The sequence below is a fragment of the Actinoplanes sp. NPDC048967 genome, assembly GCF_040649415.1.
In the GTDB taxonomy this organism is placed as follows: domain Bacteria; phylum Actinomycetota; class Actinomycetes; order Mycobacteriales; family Micromonosporaceae; genus Actinoplanes.
Genome location: NZ_JBEZFL010000001.1, coordinates 350,555 through 368,263, shown reverse-complemented (window position 1 = coordinate 368,263; position 17,709 = coordinate 350,555). Strand labels below are relative to the sequence as shown.

At 72.8% G+C, this 17,709-nt stretch carries 13 protein-coding genes; 8 read left to right on the top strand and 5 right to left on the bottom strand.

Annotated elements, in window-relative coordinates; translation table 11 throughout:
• Positions 1-48: 48 nt before the first annotated feature.
• Positions 49-1,782 (bottom strand): VWA domain-containing protein, encoded by a 1,734-nt coding sequence (locus tag AB0C12_RS01750; protein WP_360543046.1) that lies wholly within the window; start codon positions 1,780-1,782, stop codon positions 49-51.
• Between the two features lie 226 nt (positions 1,783-2,008).
• On the opposite strand from AB0C12_RS01750, the gene ligA reads away from it, so the two are divergent.
• Positions 2,009-4,294: an NAD-dependent DNA ligase LigA gene (gene ligA / locus AB0C12_RS01745; RefSeq protein WP_360543045.1), complete on the top strand. Its 2,286-nt coding sequence runs from the start codon at positions 2,009-2,011 to the stop codon at positions 4,292-4,294.
• A gap of 22 nt (positions 4,295-4,316) precedes the next feature.
• Here the strand turns inward: ligA and AB0C12_RS01740 are convergent, their stop codons facing one another.
• Positions 4,317-4,883 (bottom strand): GrpB family protein, encoded by a 567-nt coding sequence (locus tag AB0C12_RS01740; RefSeq protein ID WP_360543043.1) that lies wholly within the window; start codon positions 4,881-4,883, stop codon positions 4,317-4,319.
• A 1,148-nt stretch (positions 4,884-6,031) separates the two neighbouring features.
• Between AB0C12_RS01740 and AB0C12_RS01735 the strand changes: the two genes are divergently transcribed.
• From AB0C12_RS01735 to AB0C12_RS01710, 6 genes are all read left to right on the top strand, one after another.
• Complete coding sequence (locus AB0C12_RS01735) at positions 6,032-6,448, top strand: YciI family protein (protein ID WP_360543041.1); 417 nt, start codon at positions 6,032-6,034, stop codon at positions 6,446-6,448.
• Positions 6,449-6,479: 31 nt separating this feature from the next.
• The gene (locus tag AB0C12_RS01730) at positions 6,480-7,688 is read left to right on the top strand and encodes a DUF6596 domain-containing protein (RefSeq protein ID WP_360543039.1); all 1,209 of its coding nucleotides are present in this window, start codon (positions 6,480-6,482) and stop codon (positions 7,686-7,688) included.
• Between the two features lie 51 nt (positions 7,689-7,739).
• On the top strand, positions 7,740-8,561 hold the full coding sequence (locus AB0C12_RS01725; RefSeq protein WP_360543037.1) for a hypothetical protein: 822 nt from the start codon (positions 7,740-7,742) through the stop codon (positions 8,559-8,561).
• Entirely contained in the window at positions 8,513-9,034 is a 522-nt protein-coding gene (locus tag AB0C12_RS01720) for a hypothetical protein (RefSeq protein ID WP_360543035.1), read from the top strand. The genes AB0C12_RS01725 and AB0C12_RS01720 overlap by 49 nt, the downstream gene beginning before the upstream one ends.
• 122 nt (positions 9,035-9,156) lie before the next feature.
• Positions 9,157-10,233: a phosphate ABC transporter substrate-binding protein PstS gene (pstS, locus tag AB0C12_RS01715; RefSeq protein ID WP_360543033.1), complete on the top strand. Its 1,077-nt coding sequence runs from the start codon at positions 9,157-9,159 to the stop codon at positions 10,231-10,233.
• A gap of 235 nt (positions 10,234-10,468) precedes the next feature.
• The gene (locus tag AB0C12_RS01710) at positions 10,469-11,524 is read left to right on the top strand and encodes an aldo/keto reductase (protein WP_360543031.1); all 1,056 of its coding nucleotides are present in this window, start codon (positions 10,469-10,471) and stop codon (positions 11,522-11,524) included.
• A gap of 4 nt (positions 11,525-11,528) precedes the next feature.
• Here AB0C12_RS01710 and AB0C12_RS01705 read toward each other — a convergent pair whose 3' ends face one another.
• The 3 genes from AB0C12_RS01705 to AB0C12_RS01695 form a co-directional block, all read right to left on the bottom strand.
• Positions 11,529-12,443, bottom strand: a complete 915-nt coding sequence (locus AB0C12_RS01705) for a hypothetical protein (RefSeq protein ID WP_360543029.1) — start codon at positions 12,441-12,443, stop codon at positions 11,529-11,531.
• Positions 12,444-12,693: 250 nt separating this feature from the next.
• Entirely contained in the window at positions 12,694-14,223 is a 1,530-nt protein-coding gene (locus tag AB0C12_RS01700; protein ID WP_360543027.1) for a glycosyl hydrolase 53 family protein, read from the bottom strand.
• A gap of 26 nt (positions 14,224-14,249) precedes the next feature.
• Entirely contained in the window at positions 14,250-16,244 is a 1,995-nt protein-coding gene (locus AB0C12_RS01695) for a beta-galactosidase (RefSeq protein WP_360543025.1), read from the bottom strand.
• 151 nt (positions 16,245-16,395) lie between these two features.
• Between AB0C12_RS01695 and AB0C12_RS01690 the strand changes: the two genes are divergently transcribed.
• The gene (locus AB0C12_RS01690; protein ID WP_360543023.1) at positions 16,396-17,703 is read left to right on the top strand and encodes an extracellular solute-binding protein; all 1,308 of its coding nucleotides are present in this window, start codon (positions 16,396-16,398) and stop codon (positions 17,701-17,703) included.
• Positions 17,704-17,709 lie beyond the last annotated feature (6 nt).

Genomic DNA, 17,709 nt, shown 5'->3' with positions numbered 1-17,709 from the left:
ACCCGACCGGCCCGGCCTGGTGTCGTCCACCACCAGGCCGAGCTCGCCCTAGGCTCCGGTACGGGTCGCGATCGCCTGCAGGAAGATCTCGTTGATCTTCGCCGGGTCCTCCGCGATGAAGACGCCGCTGGACGGCCCGCTGGCGTCCGAGATCGCCTTCAGCTCACCCCGGTCGACCTCCGGACCGATCCCGATGATCACCATGCGCACCGGCTTCTGCGGGTTCCGCGCCTTCCGCAGGTCGGCGACCAGCTTGTCGCGGGTCAGGCCGTCGGGATTCTCGTTCACCCCGTCGGTGAAGAGGATGACCGAGTTGACCCGGCCCTGCTGCCACCCCTGCTGCACAGTCTTGTACGCCGCCAGCGCGGTGTCGTACAGCCCGGTGTCGCCCGTCTTCTTCGGTTTCAGGTCGTTGAGGGCGTCGTTGAGCTTGTTGCGCGCCGTGGACAGCGGACTGATCGGCACCTTGGGCTGCCACGCCTGCTTGCCCACCAGCTCCGTGGAGAAGAACCACGTGCCCACGGCCCACCGGTCGTCGAACAGCTGCAGGCCCTGCGCCGCGGCCCGCTTGGTCACCTCGGCCCGGGTCAGGCCGCCCGCGGTGGGCACCTCGGTCAGCATCGAACCGGAGATGTCGAAGACGGCGAGCACCCGGCCCGGCTGCGTGATCGCGGCCCAGCTGCCCAGCACCTGGCTGATGGCCGTGGAGGCCTGGGCCGACGCGGCGGCACCCTGGCTCGCCGTGGCGCCGGGGGCGATCACCGGGGTGGCCACCGGCGGCGCGCCGGTCGGAGCGATGAAGCCCGTCCCCGCCTTGCCGTCGGGCCCACGCAGCCCGGCGGCGGCCAGCGCGTCCCGGAACGTCGTGCCGCGCAGCTCCTCGTGCAGCGCCGCGGCGGCGGCCGCCTTCTGCGGGTCGACCTCCGGCATGACCGCGAACGGGTAGTTCAGCGCGGTCGGCGCCGGATCGAGGTAGAGGGCGGCGAGCTGGATGGGTGGCTTGCCCCCGTTGTACGAGACCACGTCCTCCTCGGAGAGGGGCGCGGCGCTCAGGCCGGTGGTGACCTCCGCGGCCGTACGCGGGAACTTCTCCAGCAGGTCCTGCCGGATGCTGGATGTGTTCCCGGCCAGCTTGCGCAGCGCGGCCACCTTGCGCTGAGCCCCCGCGATGTCGTTGCCGGCGGCCGCGCCCAGGGCGAGCAGGCCGGTGAGGCCGGCCGCGTCGCGGGTCGGATCGACGATCCCGGGCAGCAGGCTCTTGCTGGTGGTCAGCTGACCGAGCAGCTCCTGCCACTTGAGCTTCTTGGCCGGCCAGCCCAGCTTCTGGGCCATCGGCGCGGGCATGGCCAGCACCACGGGGCTCTCGGCGATCGGGGCGTTGTCGGTCGGCACGAAGCCGGGGGCCTCGCCGCCGACCCGCAGCAGCCAGGTCGAGGAGTCCGGGACCCACACGTCCGGCACGACCGGCTTGCCGGGCGCCGCCTTCAGGCCGGAGAGACCGACGCCGTGCTTGGCCGCGATGGTGGCGGCCGCGGTGGCGGGATCAGCGGCCGCGACGGCGACCTTGATGCAGACGCCGCCGACCTGGGCCTTCTCGCCCTGGGCCCACTTGTCCGCGGTGGTCTGGATCGCGCCGGCGATCTCGGCCGCGGCGGTGACCGCGAGCTTCACCTCCCCGGCACAGTCTCCGGCGGAGAGGCGCTGGTAGCCCAGCCAGGATCCGGCACCGATGACGACGAGCGAGGCCGTGGCCGCGCTGACGACGATGCCGGTGAGACTCAAGGTTCTTCGATGGCGTCCGGGCACCGCTCCATGCTCCGCAAGCAAAGATCGGAATGCCATGGACGTTCGGACGGAATTCTCACATCAACTGCAAAATGCGGCCCACATCCACCCCAGCCAACTGCTTTCCGTGTACGGCGTGACGACACTCAGTGAGGTTCAGCGTTTCTGTCGGACCTGTGCGGTATCAAGACATCGTCTCCCGCACACAGGAAGCGAGCACCGCATGTCGAGCACGGGACCGTCCGCCGGCCTCAGCACCGCCGCCCCCGACGTGCCCCCGGTCGTGGCCGCCGCCCCCGACGTGACCTTGGTCGTGGATGCGGACCGCGCCGGTCTCGAGGTGGCCCCGGTCGTGGATGCGGCCCATGCCGGTCTCGGGGTGGCACCGGTCGTGGATGTGGCCCATGCCGGTCACGAGGTGGCTCCGGTCGTGGACGCGGTCCACGCCGCGGCGTTCGGCAGCCGGGAGGAATACCGGGCCGCGATCGAGCGGATGCGCGCCGCCGCGACCGCCTACTACGCGGGCGGCGACCTCGTCATGGACGACGCCACCTACGACGCGCTGCTGGCCCGCACGGCGGCGACCGAGCGGGCCGAGCCGGGCTGGGCCGGGAGCGACTCGCCGACCGTGACGGTGGGTGCCGGCGTGGCGGCCGGCGACGTGGAGCACAGCACCCCGATGCTCAGCCTCGACAACGTCTTCGACGCCGAGGAGCTGCGCGCCTGGGCGGCCCGGCTGGAGCGGGTCCTCGGCCGGCCCGCCCTCGGCTACACGGCCGAGCCCAAGATCGACGGCATGGCGATCGCGGCCCGCTACGTCGACGGCCGGCTGCGCCAGGTCGCCACCCGCGGCGACGGCCGGGCCGGCGAGGACGTCACGACCCAGGCCCGGCTCGTCGCCGGCCTGCCCGCCGAGCTGCGCCGGCCGGTGACGGTCGAGGTCCGCGGCGAGGTCTTCATGACCGACGCCGACTTCGCCCGGGCCAACGAGCTGCGCACGGCCCACGGCGGCCAGGCGTTCGCCAACCCGCGCAGTGCGGCCGCCGGCACCCTGCGCGCCCAGGACCGGGCCTACGACGCGCCGCTGTCCTTCCTGGCGTACGCGGTGCACGACCTGCCCGGCGGCGAGGGCCTGACCCACAGCGCCGCGATGGCCGCCATCGCCGAGCTGGGCGTGGCCACCACGGCCGGCTCGCCGGCCGGCATGCCCCGCTGCGCCACGATCGACGAGGTGTCCGACGCCATCGCCGCGATGGGCGCGGCCCGCGGCACGCTCGGCTTCGACATCGACGGCGCCGTGGTCAAGGCCGACGACCCGGCCGACCGCGACCGGGCCGGCTCGTCGAGCCGCGCGCCCCGCTGGGCGATCGCGCACAAGTTCCCGGCCGACACCCGCACCAGCAGACTCGCCGCGATCGAGGTGCAGGTGGGCCGCACCGGCGTGATCACCCCGGTCGCGGTCCTGGAGCCGGTCCAGGTCGGCGGGGTCGTCGTCACCTCGGCCACCCTGCACAACTTCGGCGACCTGGTCCGCCGCGACGTCCGCGTGGGCGACACGGTCTTCGTCCGCCGCGCCGGCGAGGTGATCCCCGAGATCACCGGGGCCAAGCTCGACGAACGCCCCGCGGACGCCGTGCCCTTCACCCCACCGGAGGTCTGCCCCCGCTGCGGCGGCGAGATCGACCGCACCCAGAAACGCTGGCGCTGCACCCAGGGCCGAGCCTGCGGCGCCGGGGAGTCCCTGTCGTACTTCGCCGCCCGCGACTCGATGGACATCGAAGGCCTGGGCGACAAAGTCATCGCCGGCGTCGTGGCCGCAGGCCTGGTCACCGACCCCGCCGACCTGTACGACCTGACCCCGGAAGCACTCGCCGAGCTGGACCGCCTGGGCCGCACCTCGGCAACAAAGCTGGTCGCGGCGATCCAAGCGTCCAGGGCCCAGCCCCTGTCCCGCGTCCTGACCGGCCTCGGCGTCCGCATGACGGGCCGCTCGATGTCCCGCCGCCTGGCCCGCCACTTCGGCACGATGGAGGCCCTCCGCGCGGCCACGGTGGAGCAACTGCAGGACGTGGAGGCGGTCGGCCCGGAACGCGCGGCCACGATCGCGGCGGAACTGATCGACCTGGGCCCGGTCATCGACAAACTGACGGCCCGTGGCGTGACAATGACCGAGCCGGGCGTTCCGGGCCGCGAAGCGGCTACCGTTCCCGAAGCCGTCACCCTCCCGCTGCGCAAGGAGGACGGCAAGCCGATGACCGTGGTCGTCACGGGCTCGGTCCCCGGCCTGAGCCGCAACGAAGGCAACGAAGCGGTGGAACACCTGGGCGGCAAATCCTCCGGCTCGGTATCGGCGCGGACGGACCTGGTGGTGGTCGGGGCGGGCGCCGGCTCGAAAGCGGCGAAGGCGGAGGAGCTGGGGGTCCGGATCATGCCGGCGGAACGCTTCGCCGAGCTGCTGGCCGCCCACAACGCGGGCGACGAGCCGATCCTCGAGGCCTACCTCGACTGATTCACCGCGACGGTCTGTGACCTCAGGCGTCGCTCGGGCCGGGCGACCAACCGGTCCGCTGCGCCCAGTCGTCCGCCCGGTGCATGATCCGCCAGCAGTGGTCGGCTTTCGCGTCGGTGTAGGCCAGGCCGTCATGCGGATGCTCGCCGGCGAGCCGACGCTTGACCTCCGCGTATTCGGCAGCATCGACCGGATGCACCCGCAGGTAGTCGCGAAACAGCAGCGGGAACTGCTCCGAGAAGCTCCCGGCCCGGCGCACGTGGACATGGGTCCGCGCCGCACCGGGCGGCTCCCGGAAATACCGCTTCGTAAGCTCCGGATCGTCGGCGCGATGGACGAACCCCAGACCCACCAGCGGATCCCGGAACGGACCGAGCGGCTCCAGCCGGGCCACGGAGATCTGGATGTCGACAACCGGCTTCGCCGCCAGCCCGGGCACCGAGGTGGACCCGATGTGATCGATCCGCAGCGCGACGTCCCCCAGCGCGCCCCGCAGCCGCCGCCCCAGACCGGCGAAGCGCACCGCCCAACCGGAATCGTGATCGACGATGCGGATCACCCGCACACCTTGCGCCTTGTCACCATCCATCGCCCGCATCGTAGGCGGCCCCTCCCTGACCGGCTGCCGACGGCGGGCCGGTTCGCAACTCGGCATGCTGAGGGTTCGCCAGGCTCACCGGCTCGCCGGGCCGACGGCTCCCGGGCTCGTCGGGCCGATCGTCCGCCCGGCTCACCGGCTCGCCGGGCCGATCGCCCGCGGACGTCTTCCAGGCTTGCCGGACCGTGACATCCCGGGTCGGGCGGGTTGGGCGGGCTTTCCGGGTTGGGCGGGTTGGGGGGCTGCCCGGGTCCGCCGGGCTTGGCGGGTTGGGCGGGCTTGGCGGGTTGGGCGGGCGTGGCGGGTTTGGCGGGCTACACGGGTCCGCCTGGCTCACCGGCTCGCCGGCCGTCTGGCCCGCCGGCCTTCTGGCCCGCCGGCCGTCTGGCCCGCCGGCCGTCTGGCCCGCCGGCCGTCTGGCCCGCCGGCCTTCTGGCCCGCCGGCCGTCTGGCCCGCCGGCCCGCCGGCCCGCTGGCCTTCTGGCCCGCTGGCCCGCCGGCCGTCTGGCCGCCAGCCCGCCAGCCCGCCGGCCGTCTGGCCGCCAGCCCGCCAGCCCGCCGGCCGTCTGGCCTTCTGGCCCGCTGGCCGTCTGGCCTTCTGGCCCGCTGGCCGTCTGGCCTTCTGGCCCGCTGGCCCGCTGGCCGTCTGGCCTTCTGGCCCGCTGGCCGTCTGGCCTTCTGGCCCGCTGGCCGTCTGGCCTTCTGGCCCGCTGGCCGTCTGGCCGTCTGGCCCGCTGGCCGTCTGGCCGTCTGGCCTTCTGGCCCGCTGGCCCGCTGGCCCGCTGGCCCGCTGGCCCGCTGGGAACGGCAGTCGCTGCCTCGTCAGACCTGCCGATCCGTTGAATCGCCGGATTCGCTTGGTCCGTTCGACCGCCGGGCCTACCCGGCTCCGACGAGGGCCGTCCGCCGTCCATCTTCGCCGGCCGCTCGCCGTCCGTCTTCGCCGGCCGCTCGCCGCTCGCCGTCCGCCGTCCGCCGCCCGCCCAAGCCGAACCCCGGCAAGCCCCCCATCCCCACCGCCGGTAAGTTCGCCGAATTCAGCTCCCGCCAGATCCCCGGCCGATGTCGAGAACCCCCAAAGCAGCTTCGTCCATCGGTGACCGACCCCACCGGGTGCGGCGCGAGGATAGGAATAACGCATGACCAAGTACCTGCTCATCGTTGACTACCAGCCCGGCGTCATCGACAAGCCGATGGACGAGTGGGCGCCCGGCGACATCAAGGCGCACATGGACTACTACGGCGCCTTGCGGGCCGAGCTGTTGGCCGCCGGTGAGCTCGTCTTGCAGGAAGCGCTGACCGGCCCCGAGCTCGCCAAGGTCGTCACCAGCGACGGCGTTGCGGCGCCGGTGGTCACCGATGGGCCGTTCGCCGAGTCGAAGGAGATGCTGGCCGGCTTCCAGCTCGTCGATGTCGAGAGTGAGGAACGGGCTCTCGAGATCGCCGCGCGGATCTCCGCGGTTCCGGGGCCCGGCGGGGTGCCGCAGCAGCAGCCGATCGGCGTACGCCGGGTGCTCGGTCCGTCCGACTTCGCCCTGCTGACGCCCGAGCTGTGACCTCGGCGCCGCTGTGATCGAGGTGCCACCCGTGGAGGACCTGCTGCGTGAGTTCGCGCCGCAGGTCCTCGGCGTCCTTGTGCGCCGCTTCGGGGATTTCGACGCCGCCGAGGATGCCGTGCAGGAGGCTCTGCTCGCCGCCGCGTTGCGGTGGCCCGTCGACGGCGTTCCGGACAATCCGCGTGGCTGGCTGATCCGGACCGGCGCCAACAAGTTCGTTGATCAGATCCGGAACGAGCTGGCCCGCCGGGAGCGGGAGCGGCGGGCCGTGTTCGAGGAGCCGCCGATCGACGTACCGGATCGGGACGACACCCTCACCTTGCTCTTCCTGTGCTGTCACCCGGCGCTGACGCCGGCCTCCGCGATCGCGCTCACCCTGCGCGCGGTCGGCGGCCTGACCACCGCCGAGATCGCGCATGCCTTCCTGGTGCCGGAGGCCACGATGGCGCAGCGGATCAGCCGGGCCAAGCAGCGGATCAAGGCCTCCGCGATCCCGCTCCGGCTGCCGGAGCCGGCCGACCGGCGGACCCGGCTGCGGTCGGTCCTGCACGTGCTCTACCTGATCTTCAATGAGGGGTACGCGGGCAGCGCCGGCCCCGACGTGCACCGCACCGAACTCTCCGCCGAGGCGATCCGGCTGACCCGTACGGTGCACCGGATGCTCCCGGACGACGGTGAGGTCGCCGGCCTGCTCGCGTTGATGCTGCTCACCGACGCCCGCCGCCCGGCTCGGACCGGTGCCGGCGGTGAGCTGATCCCGCTGGAGGAGCAGGACCGCAGCCGCTGGGACGGGCAGCTGATCCAGGAGGGGACCGCGCTGCTCGACGCGGCGATGAGCAGCGGCACCGTCGGCGAGTACCAGTTGCAGGCGGCGATCGCGGCCCTGCACGATCGGGCCGCCCGGGTGCAGGACACCGACTGGCCGCAGATCCTCGCCCTGTACGGCCTGCTCGACCAGCTCACCGGCAATCCCGTGGTCGCGCTGAACCGGGCCGTCGCGGCGTCCATGGTGCACGGTCCGGCCGAAGGGCTGCGCCTGCTCGCCACCCTCGACGAGCGGCTGCCCGGCCACTACCGCCTCGACGCCGTCCGGGCGCACCTGTACGAGCGGTCCGGTGACACCGGGGCCGCTGTCACGCACTATCGGATTGCCGCCGCGCGCACCACCAGCGCCCCGGAACGGCGGTATCTGACCACCCGGGCTGCCCGCCTCAACGAATTGCGGGAAAACAACAAATGAACGGCAGTGGCCGGCCCCCGAAGAATTGCCCGGGTGCATTACCTTGGCGTCGTGTCCGCAGTTGTCAGGGCGACGAGAAAATTGTTCCGGCCCGAAACCCCCGTACGCCTGCGCTTGTGGACGGCCCTGGTGATCGGTGTCGCCGTGGCCCTGCTCGTCGCATCCGGCCTGTTGTTGTCCCAGCTGCGGGGCCAGGTCCGCATCATCGGTGGTGCGGCGGCGCCGCAGGCCGCCACGGCCGCGGATCTGTATTTCGCCCTCAGTGATCTCGATGCCCAGGTCGCCCGAATGGTGCTCGTCGGTGACGCCGCGGAATTGTCCGGCAGTCAGCTCGACGCGCTCGGCACCTATCAGCAACGCAGCCGGCAGATCGACGAGGATCTGCAACGGTCACTGACCACCGTGACGGGGCGGGCCGACCGGGAAATCGTGCTGGAGCTGATGCACGAGCTCGCCGTCTACCGCCGGTGGGTGTGGCAGACCCTCACCGCGCAGTCGCAGGCGCCGCCGCAGCCCCCGGGCCGGTTGCCGCCCGACGCGCTCGGCTACTACACGCAGGCGACCAATGTGCTGCACCTGCGGCTGCTCCCGGCCGCCGACCGGCTGCGCGACGCCGGCGAGTCCCGCCTCGACCGGGCGTACGCCGCCAAGGCCACCACCGAGGCGTGGACGGTCGGACTGGCCGTGCTCCTCGGCGGGGGTCTCGTCCTGCTCCTCCTGATCCTCCAGGCGTTCCTGGCCCGGCGGTTCCGCCGGCTTCTCAATCCGGCCCTGGCTCTCGCCACCGTCCTCACCCTGGGCCTGACCGCGGGATCTGCCTGGTCGTGGTCGGGCAGGGACAGCGGCTCAGCGCCGCGCGCAACGATCACCTGACGCCCTATCTGGCGCTCTCCCGGGCCCGGGCGCTGAGCTACGACGCCGCCGCGGACACCAGCCGCTATCTGCTCAGCGGCAACCTGGCCCTCTACCAGCAGGACTTCACCGGCAAGTCGGCCCAGCTGGCCGAGGTCGCCGGGCAGCTCGACGCCGACGGACAGGTGCGTGAGCGGTGGCTGGGCTATCAGCGGGACCATCAGCGGGTCGTGGCGCTGGCCGGCTCCGGGCGTACCCGGGCGGCGGTCGACGTGGTCACCGGCATCCGCCGCGGCGACGCGGCCTTCGATTTATCCTACTTCGACGCCGCGGTCGGCGCAGCCGCCACGGCCCGCAAGGCCGGCTTCGACGCGGCCCTGCGCGACGGGGACCGGCTGCTGACCGGCTGGCCGCTGATCCCGCTGCCGGCCCTCGGGATCGTCATGCTGCTCGTGCTGCTGGGGATCCGCGCGCGGCTGGCGGAATACCGATGAGGGCCGCCCGGGGTCCGCGCGCGGCTGGCGGAATACCGATGAGGGCCGCTCGGGGTCCGCGCGCGGCTGGCGGAATACCGATGAGGGCCGCTCGGGGTCCGCGCGCGGCTGGCGGAATACCGATGAGGGCGCCGCTGGGTCTCGTCGCCGTGCTGGTGCTGGCGGCCGGGGCCGCGGCGTGTGCTCCAATCGTCCCGGCCCCCGCGGCCGGCGACGCGATCCCGTGCGCGGCCGGATCGTTGCGGGCCCAGGGCTCGTCGGCGCAGACCAACGCGGTCAACACGTGGATCCGGAACTACCAGGTCGCCTGTTCCGGCGCCACGGTCGCGTACGGCAGCACCGGCTCGGGCGCCGGGGTCCGCGCGTTCCTGGCCGGCACCGGTGACTTCGCCGGCTCGGACTCGCCGCTCACCGCCCAGCAGCAGACCGCTGCCGATGCCCGGTGTGCCCGCGGCCCGGCCGTGCACCTGCCCATGGTGATCGGGCCGATCGCGCTGGCCCACAACGTCGCCGGGGTCGGCGACCTGCGGCTGGCCCCGGCCACCGTGGCCCGGATCTTCGCCGGGACGGTGACCACCTGGGACGACCCGGTGATCGCCGCGGACAACCCGGAGGCCGTCCTGCCGTCGACCGTGATCCGCACGGTGCACCGCGCGGACAGCTCCGGCACCACCGCGAACTTCACCGCGTTCCTGGCGGCGACCGCCCCGGCCGACTGGCGGTTCGGCGAGGACAGCGCCTGGGCGGCCCCGGGCGGCAGCGCTCAGCGCGGCAGCAACGGTGTGGCGTCCACGATCGCCCGCACGGACGGCGCCATCGGTTACGTCGAGGGGTCGTACGCGCGGTTCCACAACCTGGCCGTGGCGCGGGTCCGCAACGGGGCGGGGGAGTTCACCGCGCTGACCGACGAGGCTGCCGGGCGTACCGTCGCGGCCGCCGCCGTCACCGGGACCGGCTCCGACCTGCGGCTCGCCGTCGACTACCGGACCACCGCCGCGGGGGCGTACCCGATCGTCCTGGTCACGTACGAGGTGGTCTGCCGGACCGGCACGCCCGCCCGCAGCCTGCCGCTGCTGCGCGGCTTCCTGACCTACACCGCCGGCCCGCAGGGCCAGGCCGCCGCCGCGCGGCTCGGCTACACGCCGCTGCCCGCGGCGCTGCGGGGCAAGGTGCTCGCCGCGGTGGCCGCGCTGAACTGACCGGTCAATCCGGGCGGATGTCGCCCGGAATTCGTCCGAAGGCACGCCAGAACGACCGGTGGAACGTGGCCACGCTGCCGAAACCGGCGGTCGCGGCTGGGGAGAGGTCACCGTGGTGGCCCAGTCGGGCGGCCACGTCCGGGCCCAAGGGGTACGGGTGAGCGCCGTCAACGCGTGCCGCACCGCCGGCCGCAGCCCGCCGGCTGACGGCCGGCGGCGGATCTAGGCTGGCGGGATGGAATATCGCACACTCGGCAAGTCCGGTCTCCGCGTCTCGGTACTGACCATGGGGACGATGACCTTCGGCGGCAAGGGCGGCTTCGCCAGCGTCGGCACGACCGACGTGGCGGAGGCCCGCCGCCAGGTCGACCAGTGCCTCGACGCCGGCGTCAACCTGATCGACACCGCGGACGTCTACTCCGACGGGGTCTCCGAGGAGATCGTCGGTGAGGTGCTCGCCGGCCGCCGCGACGAGGTGCTGGTCGCGACCAAGGTCCGGATGCCGATGGGATCCGGCCCCAACGACGCCGGCCTGTCCCGCCACCACGTCATCGCCGGCTGCGAGGCCAGCCTGCGCCGGCTGCGGACCGACCACATCGACCTCTACCAGGTGCACGAGTGGGACGGCCAGACACCGCTGGAGGAGACCCTCGAGGCGCTGCAGCAGCTGGTCACCTCGGGCAAGGTGCGGTACGTCGGCGCGTCCAACTACACCGGCTGGCAGCTGATGAAGGCGCTGGGCACGGCGGACCGCACCGGGCTGCCGCGCTTCGTCAGCCAGCAGATCTACTACTCGCTGCAGGCCCGCGACGCCGAGTACGAGCTGATCCCGGCCGCCGTCGACCAGGGCCTGGGCGTGCTGGTGTGGAGCCCGCTGGCCGGTGGCCTGCTCTCCGGCAAGTACCGCCGGGGTGTGCAGGCGCCGGCCGGCTCGCGGCAGCTCACCGATTGGAACGAGCCGCCGGTGCACGACCAGGAGAAGCTCTACGACACCGTCGAGGTGCTGGTGCAGATCGGCACGGACCGTGGCGTGTCGGCGGCCCAGGTCGCGCTGGCCTACCTGCTGGGCCGGCCGGCGGTGACGTCGCTGGTGATCGGGGCGCGCACCGCGGCGCAGCTCGCCGACAACCTGGCGGCGGCCGAGCTCGTGCTCAGCGCCGAGGAGCGGGCCCGGCTGGACGCGGTGAGCGCGCCGACGTTGCTGTACCCGTACTGGCATCAGGCGAAGACCGCGAGTGACCGGCTGTCACCGGCGGATCTCACCCTGCTCGGGCCGCACCTGGCGGGCTGAGCCGTCAGCCGCGGGCGCGCCGCACGATGGTCTCCTCGCGCAGCACCAGCGAGCTCACCCAGGCCTCGGCGAAGTGCAGCAGGCCGCGCGCGCCCGCCTGCTCGAAGATGCGCCGCAGCAGCTCGGTGCGGCGCGCCGGCGGCAGGTGCTCACCGCCGGTCGTGCCGCGCACCCGGTTGACCAGCTGCTCGACGGCCAGGAAGAGGAACGGCCCGGCCACCGCGAGGGCGCGCCAGCGGAACTCGGCGCCCTCGTCGACGCCGCGCAGGATCAGCATCGCGGCGAGCTCGTCCGCCTCGTACTCGCGGCGGGAGTTGCGGGGATCGTCGTCCGGCGGGGTGTGGCGGTGGCCGGCGAGCAGGTGGCCGTACTCGTGGCCGAGGGCGAACCGTTCCGCCGACCGGGCCATGAAGAAGCCGAAGGTGTTCTGGGCCTCGGCCGGGGCGTCGGGTGCGTCGAGTTCCCGCTGCAGGTAGGCGGTCACCGCGTCCGCGAACGCCGCGTCGGCCTCCTCGCGCTGCTGACGCTGTTGCAGGGCCGCGGCCGCGTACCGGCCGGCGCCCTGCTCGTCGCGGGCCGGGGTGAGCTGCGACGCGACCAGGGTGGCGGCGACCCGGTCCAGCAGCGGGCGCAGGCCGGTGTCGAGCAGGATCAGCGTGCCGCCCTCCCCGCGGTGCGTCCGGGCGTGCAGGGACCGGTGCGGGAACGCGCCGACGTGGGTGCCGGCCGGCACGTCGATCCGGCTCACCGCGAGGGTACGGCGGATCCCGGCGTCGACCGCGTCGAACGGGTCGGCCAGCTCGTAGCCGCCGTCCCGGATCGCCGCGAGCACGTCCTCGCCGACATGCTCGCGCTCCCGGGGGCCGAGGCCCTCGACGTAGGCGCGGACCGCCGCGCGGGGCAGGGTGCCGTCGGGCATCGCTCGGCCTCCTGTGGTCGTGGTCCGGCATGGTGGGGTAGGACAGGATATGGCCAGGCGTCGATGGTCAACGGCGGCGGGGGGACACGTGCGGCGTTTGTGGACGGTAGGGCCGACGCTCATGATCATGGTGGCGCCGGTGGTGGTGGCGCAACCCGCGGCCGCCGCGCGGGCAGCTTCCAGCAGCGCCTGACACTCCTGCTCGACGCCGACAATTCCGCCCTGGACCGCCGCTACCACCGCTGACTTCTCAGAACCGCTTGAACACCGACAGGGCCGGCAGGGCGCGCCCGCTGTAGTCGAAGAGCGCCTGGTTCTCCCAGCCGTCGCCGGAGGCCGGGTCGGCCGGGTCCCAGCCCGCACCCTCGGCCGCCGTCCACGTCGGCTCCCAGGAGAAGACGCCCAGCGCGTTCGGCACCCCGGCGACCACGGTCAGGATGTCGCGCAGCGCGTCGGACTGGCCGCGGGGCGTCGCCGGATAGCCGCCGGTCTCGGCCAGGGCCGCGGTGAAGATGTTCGTCTCGTGGTCGTTCTCGGCGGTGGTGAAGCCGTACGCGGTCTCGGCCACCATCACCGGCTTGCCGTAGCGGCCCGCCAGGTCCAGGAGGTTGGCCTGCAGCGCGCCGAGCGAGCCGTGCCAGTAGACGTAGTGCGACACCGCGATCACGTCGAACGGCACGTTGCGGGCGGTCGCCTGGTCGAACCACCAGCGGTGTCCGCCGTTGTTGCCGCCCTCGGCCAGGTGCAGCACGACCTTGGTGCCCGGCGACGCCGCCGTGACCGCGGTGCTACCGGCCGTCAGCAGGGCGGCCAGGCCGTCCCAGTTGTCCCAGCGGCCGTCCGGCCACAGCAGGCCGCCGTTGATCTCGTTGCCCACCTGGGCCATGGCCGCCGGGGTGCCCTGCGCGCGCAGGTCGTGCAGCACTTCGTAGGTGTGGTCGTAGACGGCCTGTTCGAGATCGGCGAAGCTGAGCGCCGCCCACGCCGCCGGCTTGTTCTGCTTGCCCGGGTCGGCCCATGCGTCGGAGTAGTGGAAGTCGATCAGCAGCTGCTGTCCGGCCGCGTGCGCCCGGCGGGCCTGGGCCAGCACGTCGTCCTTGTCGTTGTAGCCGTCGGCCGGGTCCACCCAGACCTTCAGCCGGATGTAGTTCACGCCGTTGGCCGCGAGCAGCGGGAACGGGTCGCGGCGCTGGCCCGCGGCGGTGCGGTACACCGCGCCGTGGTCCTCGTTCTTGGTCACGTGCGAGACGTCCGCGCCGGTGATCGCCAGCGGGGTGCCCGGCGCGGAGTCCGACGGCCCGAACGCGATGTCGTCGAAGTTCGTGTACTGCCCGGCGGTGGCGTCGGAGTGCAGCACGATCGTGCAGCGCCCGCCGGTCACCTTGACGGTGACGGCGAGCCGGACCCATTCATTTCCGGTACGGGGAATCGCGGCCCGTTCCTCCGCCGAGCCGCAACTGTTCAGCCCCACGTACGCCGAGGGCTGGTTGCCGCCCGAGCGCACCCGCAGGCTCAGCGTGTACGTGCCGCGCCGGAGCCCGGTGACCGGCTGGCTCGTGGTGACCCGGTAGGCGGTGTCCGCGTAGTGCGTCAACTGATTGCTGCCGGTGTAGCCGCCGGCCTCGACGAAGCCGGCGGCCCGGGAGCCGCTCTCGGACCAGCCGGTGAGGCCGGCCTCGAAGCCCGGATTGCGCACGTCACCGGGAGCAGCGGCGTGGGCGGGAGAGGCCGCGACGACCAGCGCGGTGACTGCGGTCAGGACGAGGGGTGTGCGAAGCATGGGAGCTCCAAGGGGGAGACGGACTGTCATCGGTTGCCGCGCCGCAGGACGCGGAAGCTTCCGGCCGGGACCGGGAGGCCGTCGGCCACCACGTCCCCGGTGAGCAGCTCGACGCCGGCGCCGGGCACGACGACCTCGCTGCTGCCGTGGTTGATCGCGATCAGGTACGCGCCGGTGTCGGAGTGCCGCTCCACAACCTCCAGGGACGGGGGCAGGTCCGGTGCCGGGGCGAGACCGGCCGCCTCGGACACCGAGGCCAGCAGAGCGGCAGTGCCCTCGGAAGTCAACCTGGTCGATACGTAGAACGCCTGGCCTTTCCCGTACGCGTGCCGGGTGATCGCCGGCAGCCCGGCTGCCGGACCGTCGGCGTAGGACGCGAGCGCCGTGGCACCGTGCAGTTCCAGCCGCTCCGCCCACGTGTCGGCGGTGCGGCCGTCGTCGAGCCGGACGCCGCGCCCGGCGGCCAGCGGCTCGAACTCCTCGACCCCCAGGCCCAGCAGGTCGCGCAGGGCACCGGGATAGCCGCCGGGGTGCACGGCGTCGTGCCCGTCGACGATCCCGGAGAAGTACGACACCAGCAACGTCCCGCCACCCGCCACGTAACGCCGCAGGTTGTCGGCCGCGCCCGGGCTGAGCAGATAGCTGCTCGGCGCCACCACCAGCGGGTACGCCTCCAGCGCGCCCTCCGGAGGCGCGAAGTCGACCGTCCGGTGCGCCCGCCACAACGGCTCGTAGAACGCCTCCTGCCGTTCGCGGAAGCTCAGCTCCTGCGACGGGCGCCAGGGCAGCTCGAGCCCCCACCACGACTCCCAGTCCCACAGCAGCGCCACCTCGGCGGTGATCCGGCTGTCGCGCAGCTCGGCCAGCTCGCCCAGCGCCGCGCCCAGCGCGACCACCTCACGCCAGGTCCGGGTGCCGGTGCCGCCGTGCGGCAGCATCGCCGAGTGGAACTTCTCCGCGCCGAACCGCGAGGCGCGCCACTGGAAGAACAGGATGCCGTCGGCGCCGCGGGCCAGGTGCTGCATGCTGTTGCGGCCCAGCTCGCCCGGTGCCTTGGTCAGGTTGCGGGGCTGCCAGTTGACCGCGTTGGTGGAGTGTTCCATCAGCAGCCAGGACCGCCCGTGCGCGACCGAGCGGGTGAGGTCGGCGCACATGGCCAGCTCGATGTGGTTGTCGGCCCGTTCGGCCCGCAGGTAGTGGTCGTTGGCGACCACGTCGACCTCGGTGCCCCACTTCCAGTAGTCGATGTTCTTGCAGTTGGCCAGCATGAAGTTGGTGGTGACCGGGACGCCGGGGGCGAGGCGGTGCAGGATGTCGCGCTCGCGCCGGAAGTTGGCCAGGTGCGCGTCCGAGCTGAACCGGAAGAAGTCCAGCTCCTGCGCCGGGTTGACGGTGGTCGGCGCGACGATCGGCGGCTCGATCTCGGCCCAGTCGCCGAAGCGCTGGCTCCAGAACGTGGTGCCCCAGGCGTCGTTGAGCTTGCCCAGGTCGCCGTAGCGGTCGCGCAGCCAGTTGCGGAAGGCCGCGGCCGAGGTGGGGCAGTAGCAGAACGGGTTGGCGCCGCCGTACTCGTTGTGGGCGTGCCACAGCACCACCGCGGGGTGGCCGGCGTAGCGGCGGGCGAGCTGCTCGGTGATCCCGGCCGACGCCGCGGCGTAGGCCGGTGAGCTCGGGCAGAACGACTGCCGGGCGCCGCCGCCCAGCCGCGTGCCCTCGCGGGTGATCGGGGCGGCGTCGGGGTGGCGGTGCAGGAACCACGGCGGCGGGGCGGCCGTCGGGGTGGCCAGGTCGACCGCGATGCCGGCGTCGTGCAGCAGCTCGAGGCTGCGGTCGAGCCAGCCGAACTCGTACTCGCCGGGGGCCGGCTCCAGCATCGCCCAGGCGAAGATCCCGAGGCTGACCAGGTTGACGCCGGCCTCGCGCATCAGCGCCACGTCGGTGTTCCAGACCTCCTCCGGCCACTGCTCGGGGTTGTAGTCCCCGCCGTAGGCGATCCGGTCCATCCCCGGGACGAGCGGCATGTACGGCTCCGATCTGTGAGCGCTCCCAACCGTGCACAAGCATGATTACACAGCTTTCACCTGCGCAGTTAACGCATCCGCAACTCTTGACACTGTGCGCTGGTGGGTTAAGGCTGTGAGCGCTCACAGCCACCATCCCCGGAGAGGCACGATGATGAGGAAGAAGTTCGGCGCCCTGCTCGCAGTGGTGCTCGCCGCCGGCCTGAGTGCCGCCTGCACCAGCGATTCCGGTGACGCCGACCCGAGCGCGCAGCCCGGCGGCAAGGTCGAGCTCTCGTTCTGGGCCTGGGCGCCGAACATCGACAAGACCGTCGCCGCCTGGAACGCCGCCAACCCCGACATCCACGTGACGCTGAGCAAGCAGGCCGGCGGCGGCGACATCGTCACCAAGCTGCTGACCGCGGCCAAGGCGGGCAACCCGCCGGACCTGGCCCAGGTGGAGTACCAGTCGCTGCCCACGCTGGTCAGCAACGACGTGCTGGCCGACATCGCCGAGGAAGCGGCGACGGTCAAGGACAAGTTCGCCGAGGGCGTCTGGCAGCAGGTCACCCTGGGCACCGACGCGGTGTACGCGATACCGCAGGACTCCGGCCCGATGATGTTCTACTACCGGGCCGACGAGTTCGCCGAGCTGGGCCTGACCGTGCCGAAGACCTGGGACGAGTTCGCGCAGACGGCCCGTACCGTCCGGCAGAAGGCCCCGAAGAAGTACCTGACCACCTTCTCGGCCAACGACCCGGGCTGGTTCACCGGCCTGGCCCAGCAGGCCGGCGCCTCCTGGTGGGGCATCGACGGCGAGACCTGGAAGGTCAGCGTCAACGACGCGGCCACCAGGAAGGTCGCCGACTACTGGGGTGGCCTGGTCGCCGAGGGCGCCATCGACAAGCAGCCGATGTACACCCCGGCCTGGAACAAGGCGCTCAACGACGGCACCCTGATCGCCTGGCCGAGCGCGATCTGGGCCCCCGGCGTGCTGGCCGGCAACGCTCCCGCCACCAAGGGCAAGTGGGCGATGGCGCCGATGCCGCAGTGGAACGCCGGCGAGAACAAGACCGGTAGCTGGGGCGGCTCGTCCACCGGCGTCACCGCGGCCAGCCGGAACAAGGCCGCCGCGGTGAAGTTCGCCGCCTGGATGAACGCCGACCCGGCCGCCACCGAGCTGCTCATCAAGGAGAGCGCCATCTACCCGGCCGCCCGCGACGCGCAGTCCAGCCCGCTGCTGCAGGAGCCGCCCGCCTTCTTCGCCAACCAGAAGGACTTCTACACCTCGGCCAAGGCGATCGCCGAGACCGCGTCCGGCTTCGTCTGGGGGCCGAACGTCAACGTCGCCTACGACACGTACAAGGACGCCTTCGGCAAGGCGATCACCGGTAGGACACCGTTCGCCGGGGCCGTCGACACCATGCAGACGGCCACCGTGTCCGACATGCAGAAGAACGGCTTCAAGGTCGCGAGCTGAGAGGAC